Source organism: Streptomyces sudanensis, from assembly GCF_023614315.1.
Taxonomy (GTDB): domain Bacteria; phylum Actinomycetota; class Actinomycetes; order Streptomycetales; family Streptomycetaceae; genus Streptomyces; species Streptomyces sudanensis.
The window spans coordinates 3387443-3396289 of the sequence record NZ_CP095474.1; the positions used below are offsets into that span (position 1 = coordinate 3387443).

An 8847-nucleotide genomic window follows, 5' to 3' on the forward strand; every position below is an offset into this window, starting at 1 on the left:
TACTATGTTTATTTTTTTTTTTCAGTGAGCGGCGACCACCCGTGTGNCGTANGNNCGCGCCGGAGCCCGCCCCGCGGGCGCGGTGACCGGCGGGCGCCCTACGCCACCGGGCCCGCCGGCTCCACCGGGCCGACCGGGTCCGCCGGGTGCGGGGCCACCAGCGGCAGCGAGGACGCCAGCCGCGCCTCGCACAGCCCCACCAGCACCTCGTACGCCGCCTCGCCCATCAGCTCCGTCAGCTCCGGCCGGTACGTCACGTACACCGGCCGGCCCGCGCCGTGCGCCGAGGTCGCGGAGGTGCACCACCAGTGCAGGTCGTGGCCGCCGGGGCCCCAGCCCCGGCGGTCGTACTCGCCGATCGACACCTGGAGCACCCTGGTGTCGTCCGGCCGCTCGATCCAGTCGTACGTCCGCCGCACCGGGAGCTGCCAGCACACGTCCGGCTTGGTCTCCAGCGGCTCGCGTCCCTCCCGCAGCGCCAGGATGTGCAGCGCGCACCCCGCGCCCCCCGGGAAGCCGGGGCGGTTCTGGAAGACGCACGAGCCGTCCCAGCGGCGCGTCTGCCGCTCGCCGTCCTCGTCGAGCTGCACCCAGCCCGACCCCGTCCCCACGTCGTGGAACTGCCACAGCTCCGGCGTGAGCCGCGCCACGTGCCCGGCGACCCGCTTCTCGTCGTCCTCGTCGGAGAAGTGCGCGCCCAGCGTGCAGCACCCGTCGTCGGCGCGGCCCGCCCGGATGCCCTGGCAGCCGCTGCCGAAGACGCACGTCCAGCGGGACGTCAGCCACGTCAGGTCGCAGCGGAAGACCTGGTCCTCGTCCGCCGGGTCGGGGAACTCCACCCACGCACGCGGGAAGTCCAGGCCCTTCTCGTCGTCCTCGCCGGGAGCACCGGTCCCGGCCGCCGGGACGCCGTACGTCTCGCCGGGGCCCGTTTCGCCCGGCTTGGCCTTCTTGGTCTTTGGCACCCTCCCAGAGTAGGCGCAGCCCGTCACCCGGGCGCAGTAGCGTGCAGGCATGAGACTCGGAGTCCTCGACGTCGGTTCGAACACGGTGCACCTGCTGGTCATGGACGCCCACCCGGGCGCCCGGCCGCGACCCGCCCACTCGCACAAGGCGGAGCTGCGCCTGGCGGAGCTGCTCGACGCGCACGGCGCGATCAGCGCCTCCGGCGTCGAGCAGCTCGTCGCGGTCGTGGGCGCGGCGCTGCGGACCGCCGAGGAGAAGAGCTGCGAGGCGGTCCTCCCCTTCGCGACCTCCGCCGTCCGCGACGCCGCCAACGCCGAGGCCGTCCTCGCCCGCGTACGGGCCGAGACGGGCGTCGACCTCCAGGTCCTCACCGGGCCGGAGGAGGCCCGGCTCACCTTCCTCGCCGCCCGCCGCTGGTTCGGCTGGTCGGCGGGGAAGCTGCTGCTCCTCGACATCGGCGGCGGCTCCCTGGAGATCGCGTACGGCGTCGACGAGGAGCCCGACGCGGCCGTCTCCCTGCCGCTCGGCGCCGGGCGGCTCACCGCCGGCTGGCTGCCCGGGGACCCGCCGAGCCCGGCGGACGTGAAGGCGCTGCGCCGCCACGTGCGCGCGGAGATAGGCCGGACGGTCGGCGAGTTCACCCGCTTCGGCAGGCCCGACCGCGTGGTCGCCACGTCCAAGACGTTCAAGCAGCTCGCCCGGATCGCCGGGGCGCCGGGCACCGGCGACCGCCTGTACGGGCAGCGCGTGCTGGGCCGCGCGTCCCTGGAGGCGTGGGTGCCGAAACTGGCGTGCATGACCGTCGAGCAGCGGTGCGGTCTGCCCGGCGTGTCCGAGGGCCGGGCCGCGCAGCTCCTGGCGGGGGCGCTGGTCGCGGAGGCCGCGATGGACCTGCTGGGCGTCGAGGTGCTGGAGATCTGCCCCTGGGCGCTGCGCGAGGGCGTCATCCTGCGGCGACTCGATCACCTCCCCGAGTGACGGGCGCGCCCCGTACCCTTTCCCTCGTGGCAGACGTGGCGGACGTGGCAGAGCAGGCGGGGGGGCCGGTGGCGCCCCGGTCCCGCGTGAAGGTCGCCCTCTCGACGGCCTCGGTCTACCCCGAGTCGACGGCGACGGCCTTCGAGACGGCCGCGCGCCTCGGCTACGACGGTGTCGAGGTCATGGTGTGGACGGACCCGGTCAGTCAGGACGTGGAGGCGCTGCGCCGGCTCTCCGACTACCACCGGGTGCCCGTGCTCGCCGTGCACGCCCCCTGCCTGCTGATCACCCAGCGGGTCTGGTCGACCGACCCGTGGACCAAGCTCCAGCGGGCCCGGGCGGCGGCGGAGAGCCTCGGCGCGTCGACGGTCGTGGTCCATCCGCCGTTCCGCTGGCAGCGGCAGTACGCCCGCGACTTCGTCGACGGGATCTGGCGGATGGCGGGCGAGACGGACGTGCGGTTCGCCGTGGAGAACATGTACCCCTGGCGGTACCGCGACCGCGAGATGCTCGCCTACGCCCCCGAGTGGGACGTCACCAAGGACGACTACCGCCACTACACGGTCGACCTCTCCCACACGGCGACCGCCCGCTCGGACGCGATGGCGATGGTGTCCCGCATGGGCGACCGGCTGGGCCACGTCCACCTCGCGGACGGGCGCGGCTCCGCGAAGGACGAGCACCTCGTGCCCGGCCGCGGCACGCAGCCGTGCGCCGAACTGCTGGAGCACCTGGTGCGCACCGGCTTCGACGGGCACGTCGTCATCGAGGTCAACACGCGGCGCGCCATGTCCGCCGCCGAGCGGGAGGCCGACCTCGCCGAGGCGCTGGCCTTCACCCGGCGGCACCTGGCGTCCTCGGCCCGCCTCCGGTGACCGGCGCGACGGCACCGCGCCGGGGCCGGGGCCGGCCGCCCGCCGCCGAGCGCGCGGACGGGCCCGGCGCCCGGGAGCGCATCCTGGAGGCGGCCCGCGCCGAGTTCGCCGAACGCGGCTACGACAGGACGTCGGTGCGCGGCGTCGCCCGGGCCGCCGGTGTCGACGCGGCCCTGGTCCACCACTACTTCGGCACCAAGGACGAGGTCTTCGCGGCGGCCGTCGAGGTCGCCTTCGAACCCGCGCTGATCGTCCCCGCCGTGCTCGGGTCCGGCCCCGACGGCGTGGGGGAGCGGCTGGCCCGGTACTTCCTGGGGGTGTGGGAGGACCCGGCCACGCGCGCGCCGCTCCTGGCGGTGATCCGCTCGGCGCTCACCCACGAGGCGGCGGCGAAGGTGCTGCGCGACCACGTGCTGCGGCGCGTCCTGGAGCGGATCGCCGACGACCTCGACGTGCCGGACCCGCGGCTCCGGGCGGAGCTGGCGGCGTCCCACATGATCGGCATCGCGATCCTGCGGTACGTGGTCCGGGTGGAGCCGCTGGCGTCGGCGGAGCCGCGGGAGATCGTGGCGATGGTCGCGCCGACGCTCCAGCGGTACCTGGCCGGGGCGTGAGCCGGCCGCCGGGGCGGGCCGGCGGACCGCCCGCGCGTCCCGCCATCCGGACAAACCGTCCATGTGCTGGAGGCGCGGCGTACGCTCGTGAGGAGCCAGTCTCTTGGACGAGGAGCGAGCGACGATGCCCGAACTGAGGTCCCGTACAGTCACCCACGGCCGCAACATGGCGGGCGCCCGCGCCCTCATGCGCGCCTCCGGGGTACCGGGCGAGGACATCGGACGCAAGCCGATCGTCGCCGTCGCCAACTCCTTCACCGAGTTCGTCCCCGGCCACACCCACCTCCAGCCGGTCGGCCGGATCGTCGGCGACGCGATCCGCGCGGCCGGGGCGATCCCGCGCGAGTTCAACACGATCGCCGTCGACGACGGCATCGCCATGGGGCACGGCGGCATGCTGTACTCGCTGCCCTCCCGCGACCTGATCGCCGACTCCGTCGAGTACATGGTCGAGGCGCACTGCGCGGACGCCCTGGTCTGCATCTCCAACTGCGACAAGATCACCCCGGGGATGCTGATGGCGGCGCTGCGCCTGAACATCCCGACGGTCTTCGTCTCCGGCGGCCCTATGGAGTCCGGCCGCGCCACGCTGGTCGACGGCACGGTCCGCACGCTCGACCTGGTCGACGCGATCTCCGACGCGGCCAACGACGCGATCTCCGACGAGGACATCCTCCGCATCGAGGAGAACGCCTGCCCGACCTGCGGCTCCTGCTCGGGCATGTTCACCGCCAACTCGATGAACTGCCTCACCGAGGCCATCGGCCTGTCCCTCCCCGGCAACGGCTCCGTCCTCGCCACCCACACGGCCCGCCGGGCCCTGTACGAGGGCGCGGCGCGCACCGTCGTCGAGATCACCCGGCGGTACTACGAGCAGGACGACGCCTCGGTCCTGCCGCGCGGCATCGCCACGCTCGCCGCCTTCGAGAACGCGATGGCCCTGGACATCGCCATGGGCGGCTCCACCAACACGATCCTGCACCTGCTGGCCGCCGCGCAGGAGGCCGGCGTCCCCTTCGGGCTGGAGGAGATCGACGCCGTCTCGCGGCGCGTGCCGTGCCTGGCGAAGGTCGCGCCGAACGTCGCGAAGGACCGCACGTACTACATGGAGGACGTGCACCGCGCCGGCGGCATCCCCGCCCTCCTGGGCGAGCTGCACCGCGCGGGCCTGCTCAACGAGGACGTGCACGCCGTGCACAGCCCCTCCCTGGCGGACTGGCTGAAGACCTGGGACGTGCGCGGCGGCTCCCCGTCCGCCGAGGCCGTCGAGATGTGGCACGCGGCGCCGGGCTGCGTGCGCTCCGCGGAGGCGTTCTCCCAGTCGGAGCGCTGGGAGGCCCTGGACCTCGACGCCGAGGGCGGCTGCATCCGCTCGGCGGAGCACGCCTACTCCGAGGACGGCGGCCTCGCGGTGCTGCGGGGCAACCTGGCGGTCGACGGCTGCGTCGTGAAGACGGCCGGCGTGGACGAGTCGATCTGGACGTTCGAGGGCCCGGCGGTCGTCTGCGAGTCGCAGGAGGAGGCCGTCGAGAAGATCCTGAACAAGCGGGTGAAGGCCGGCGACGTGGTCGTCATCCGCTACGAGGGCCCCAGGGGCGGCCCCGGCATGCAGGAGATGCTCTACCCGACGTCGTTCCTGAAGGGCCGCGGCCTGGGCAAGACCTGCGCGCTGATCACCGACGGCCGCTTCTCGGGCGGCACGTCCGGCCTGTCCATCGGCCACGCCTCCCCGGAGGCGGCGTCCGGCGGGACGATCGCGCTGGTCGAGGACGGCGACCGCATCCGCATCGACATCCCGAACCGCACCATCGAGCTGCTGGTCGACGAGGAGACCCTCGCCGCCCGCAGCGACGCCCTGGCCGGCGTGTACGCCCCGCGGAACCGCACCCGCAGGGTCTCGGCGGCGCTGCGCGCGTACGCGGCCATGGCCACCAGCGCCGACAGGGGCGCCGTCCGCGACGTCACGAAGCTCCCCTGATCGAAGCTCCTCCGAACGAAGCCCCCTGACGCGGCGGGGCGCGGGGCGGACGCGGTTCCGTCCGGCGGGTCCCGCCGTCCGTCACCGTCCGGCCGGGTGCGCGGCGCGCGTCACCACCCGGCCGGGTCCACGGCGAACACGGCCCCGTCCGGCGCCCCGCCGTACACCCTGCCCCCCGACACCATCGGCGGGGCCAGCGCCGGCACGATCCCGGCCGCCATCCGCGGCCCGCTCTGCCCGACGGGCACCCCGCGCACGGCGTCCACCCCGAGCAGCCGGCCGTCGCCGGCGACCAGCAGGACCCGGCCGTCCGCCACCACCGGCCGCGACACCCGCGCCGCCCCGGTCTCCAGCCGCCACAGCTCCCGNCCCCGCCCGGGCCCCGCACCCAGGTCGACCGCGGCCAGCGAGCCGCCCGACCCCACGACGTACGCGGTCTCCCCGTCCACCGCGGCCTGCGCCTGGTCGGCCGCCCCCGCCAGCGCGACCCGCCGCACCCCCCGGTCGCCCAGGTCCAGCCGCACCACCGCGTCGGTGTAGAGGTCCCGGTCGGCGGAGAGCAGCACCAGCGCCTCGCGCGTCGCCTGCACCGGCGTCAGCGAACCGGGCACCCGCTCCCGCCACAGCACCCGGCCGTCCGCCGGGTCCACGGCACTGACCAGCGTCGACGCGCCGTCCTCGGTGACCGCCGCGGCGAACACCGGCCCGCCCGCCGTCCCGGCCACCCACTGCGCGCCGCGCGCCGCGGGCCGCGCCGTCCACCGCGCGGCGCCCGTCGCGGCGTCGAGCGCCNGCACCCGCCCGTCCCCGGCGACCACGAGCACCGCGTCGGCGCCGTGCACGACCTGCGCGTACGCACCGAGGCCGACGCCCCAGCGGACCGCGCCCGTCGCCGGGTCGAGCGCCTCCAGCCGGGCCTCGCCGCCGGCCGCCGTACGGGGGCTCACCACCCGGACCAGCCCCCCGGCCGCGACCACGGCGGCGCCCTCCTCCGGCGCGGCCGGGCCCCCGGCCGGCACCGACCAGGCCACCGCCCCGTCCACCGCGCCCAGCCGCGCGGCCTTCACCCCGGGCGCGGCGCAGTACAGCGCGTCGTCCGCGGCGGCGCACACCGGCGGGCGCGCCGCCCCGGCGCCCGTGCCGAGCGGCACCGCCCACGCGCGGAACTCCCGCGCCGCGGCGGCGGGTCCGGCGCCCCGCCCGCCGTCCGGGCCGTCCGCGCCCCGCACGGCGACCAGCCCCGGCGAGGGCCCCGGCCGCCGCGAAGNNCGCGGCGGCCCACACCAGCCGCCGCGCCCCCGGCGCGCGCCACCGCCGTCCGGGCGCCCGTACCGTCCCGCCCGCGTCGGCCACGCCCGCGTCGGCCACGCCCGCGTCGGCCACGCCCGCGTCGGTCCTGTCCGTGTCGGTCCTGTCCGTGTCGGCCACCCCCGCGCCGACCACCCCCGCGCCGGTCCCGCCCGTGCCGGGGCCGCTCGCCCCGCGGGCTCCCGGCACCCGCAGGGCGACCATCACCTGCTCCGGCGTGGGCCGCTCCGCCGGGTCCTTCGCGAGGCACCGCCTCAGCAGCGGCGCGATCTCCTCCGGTACGCCGGTCAGGTCCGGCTCGTTGTGCACCACCTGGTACGCCACCACGTACGGGCTGGGCGAGTCGAACGGCCCCCGCCCCGTCGCCGCGTGCACCAGCACCGCGCCCATCGCGAACACGTCCGCCGCCGGTCCCACGTCCCGGGGCCGCTGGAACTGCTCGGGCGCCATGAACGGCGGGGTGCCGATGAGCTTCCCGGTCTCGGTGCGCATGTCGCTGTCGCTCGGCCGGGATATGCCGAAGTCGATGACCTTCGGCCCGTCCGCCGCGAGCAGGACGTTGCTGGGCTTCAGGTCCCGGTGGACGACCCCCGCCCGGTGGATGTCGCGCAGCGCCTCCGCGAGCCCGGCACCGAGCCGGCGCAGCTCCGCCGCGTCCAGCGGCCCGTTCCGCTTGACCCGTTCCGAGAGGGTCGGCCCGTCGATGAACAGGGTCGCCATCCACGGCCGCGCGGCTGCGGGGTCGGCGTCGACGACCGGTGCGGTGAACGCCCCGCTGACCCGCCGCGCGGCCTCGACCTCCTGCCGGAAACGCGCCCTGAACTCGGGGTCCGCCGCGTGTTCCAGGTGCACGACCTTCACGGCGAGGCGCAGGCCCGAGTCCGACGCGGCCAGCCGGACGACTCCCATGCCGCCCGAGCCCAGCCAGTCGCCCAGCCGGTATCGCCCGGCGTACTCCGGATGCTCCGCTTCCGGTACGGCCCCGGGACAGTGCAGCGGCGGCATCGTCCACCCCCGTGTGTGCTCGCTCGGACGCGCGGCGCGCGACCGGCGCACGCGCGACGCACGGAGCCTAGTCGATGACGTGTGCGATGTCGGTCCGGCTTGTTAGCCTCCCCACCACGGAGGCGCCGCATCGGGCGGGGCCTCGCGGGGGAGGCACACATGGACACCAACTCGGTCAAGCGCTACCCGGTCGCGCCGGGGGTCCGGCTCAACGTCCGCAGCGGCCCGGGCACCCACTACGGCATCGTGAAGCTCCTGCCGGAGGGGGTGAACGTGCCGATCAACTGCCAGACGCCGGGCACCTGGGTCTCGGGCCCGTACGGCACGTCGAACATCTGGGACAACATCGCCAACGGCCAGTACGTGTCGGACGCGTACGTCCGGACCGGGGTCGACGGGTACGTGACGGTGCGCTGCGCCTGACGCGCCCCGCCCCGGCGCGGGACGACNGGGGCGGCGGGCGCGGCGCGGGACGGCGGGGGACGCCGCGGGACGGCGGGGGATAATCGTCCCGTGAGCGACCCCACGGACCCCGACCGCCCCGCGGACCCCACCGGCACGACCGGCCCGGCCGGCACGACCGGCGCCGCCCGGGCGGCGGACGCGTCCGGCGGCCCCCGGCCCGAACCCCTCCGGTTCTTCGGCACCACCTGGGTCGGCCACGACGGCGGGTACGGCCTGCGGCGCGTCGCGGTCGCGGCCGGCTCCCTGGCGGCGGCGCTCGCGGGCGCGTTCGTCCTGCGCTTCGCGTACGAGGGCCTGGCCGTCGCCCGGGTCGGCGCCTTCGCCAACGGCCTGGTCGTCGTGATGTTCGCGGTGTGCACGGCCATCGCGTTCCAGCGGACCTGGCAGGGCTTCGGCCGCCGCCCCGCCGACCCGGCCCGCGAGGACGCCCTGCGCAGCCTGAAGGCGATCGGCTTCGTCGGTTCGCTCCTGGCCTACTTCGTCCGCTCCCTGTTCGAGGCGCCCGGCGAGAAGCTCGTCCGCGCCGAGTACGAGGCGGCCCGCGCCCGGTACGAGAAGCGCCGCACCGCCCGCACCGGCAATCCGGCGGCCCGGGGGAAGCGCCCCCGCCGCCGGTAGGCGCCGGCCGGACTCCCCACAGGCGCTGCTCCGGGCNNGG

At 76.1% G+C, this 8847-nt stretch carries 8 protein-coding genes and 3 pseudogenes; 6 read left to right on the forward strand and 5 right to left on the reverse strand.

Features of this window, described 5'->3' with window-relative positions; translation table 11 throughout:
• Positions 1 to 98: 98 nt before the first annotated feature.
• Positions 99 to 965: a DUF3109 family protein gene (locus MW084_RS15810; protein ID WP_010474255.1), complete on the reverse strand. Its 867-nt coding sequence runs from the start codon at positions 963 to 965 to the stop codon at positions 99 to 101.
• Positions 966 to 1014: 49 nt separating this feature from the next.
• On the opposite strand from MW084_RS15810, the gene MW084_RS15815 reads away from it, so the two are divergent.
• The 4 genes from MW084_RS15815 (at position 1015) to ilvD (ending at position 5411) form a co-directional block, all read left to right on the forward strand.
• Positions 1015 to 1944 (forward strand): Ppx/GppA family phosphatase, encoded by a 930-nt coding sequence (locus MW084_RS15815; protein WP_010474253.1) that lies wholly within the window; start codon positions 1015 to 1017, stop codon positions 1942 to 1944.
• 68 nt (positions 1945 to 2012) lie between these two features.
• The gene (locus tag MW084_RS15820) at positions 2013 to 2819 is read left to right on the forward strand and encodes a sugar phosphate isomerase/epimerase family protein (protein ID WP_010474251.1); all 807 of its coding nucleotides are present in this window, start codon (positions 2013 to 2015) and stop codon (positions 2817 to 2819) included.
• Positions 2816 to 3433, forward strand: coding sequence for a TetR/AcrR family transcriptional regulator (locus tag MW084_RS15825; protein ID WP_010474249.1), 618 nt, complete (start codon positions 2816 to 2818; stop codon positions 3431 to 3433). The genes MW084_RS15820 and MW084_RS15825 overlap by 4 nt, the downstream gene beginning before the upstream one ends.
• Positions 3434 to 3557: 124 nt before the next feature.
• On the forward strand, positions 3558 to 5411 hold the full coding sequence (ilvD, locus tag MW084_RS15830) for a dihydroxy-acid dehydratase (RefSeq protein WP_010474247.1): 1854 nt from the start codon (positions 3558 to 3560) through the stop codon (positions 5409 to 5411).
• Positions 5412 to 5521: 110 nt separating this feature from the next.
• Here the strand turns inward: ilvD and MW084_RS15835 are convergent.
• The 4 genes and pseudogenes from MW084_RS15835 to MW084_RS15850 all read right to left on the reverse strand — a co-directional run.
• A partial coding sequence (locus tag MW084_RS15835; protein WP_275563646.1) for an outer membrane protein assembly factor BamB family protein occupies positions 5522 to 5779 on the reverse strand: 258 nt, incomplete at its 5' end.
• Position 5780: 1 nt separating this feature from the next.
• Positions 5781 to 6203, reverse strand: a pseudogene (locus MW084_RS15840) (outer membrane protein assembly factor BamB family protein); the annotation flags it as partial.
• 1 nt (position 6204) lies between these two features.
• A pseudogene (locus tag MW084_RS15845) lies at positions 6205 to 6640 on the reverse strand (serine/threonine protein kinase); the annotation flags it as partial.
• Positions 6641 to 6680: 40 nt separating this feature from the next.
• Positions 6681 to 7724: pseudogene (locus tag MW084_RS15850) on the reverse strand (serine/threonine-protein kinase); the annotation flags it as partial.
• A gap of 159 nt (positions 7725 to 7883) precedes the next feature.
• Between MW084_RS15850 and MW084_RS15855 the strand changes: the two are divergent.
• Complete coding sequence (locus tag MW084_RS15855; RefSeq protein ID WP_010474243.1) at positions 7884 to 8147, forward strand: peptidase; 264 nt, start codon at positions 7884 to 7886, stop codon at positions 8145 to 8147.
• A 90-nt stretch (positions 8148 to 8237) separates the two neighbouring features.
• Positions 8238 to 8807 (forward strand): hypothetical protein, encoded by a 570-nt coding sequence (locus tag MW084_RS15860; protein ID WP_010474242.1) that lies wholly within the window; start codon positions 8238 to 8240, stop codon positions 8805 to 8807.
• Positions 8808 to 8847: the final 40 nt, after the last annotated feature.

Coding starts and splice junctions, on each gene's coding strand:
- MW084_RS15815 (WP_010474253.1), top strand. CDS start 1,015: ATGAGACTCGGAGTCCTCGACGTCGGTTCGAACACGGTGCACCTGCTG.
- MW084_RS15855 (WP_010474243.1), top strand. CDS start 7,884: ATGGACACCAACTCGGTCAAGCGCTACCCGGTCGCGCCGGGGGTCCGG.
- ilvD (WP_010474247.1), top strand. CDS start 3,558: ATGCCCGAACTGAGGTCCCGTACAGTCACCCACGGCCGCAACATGGCG.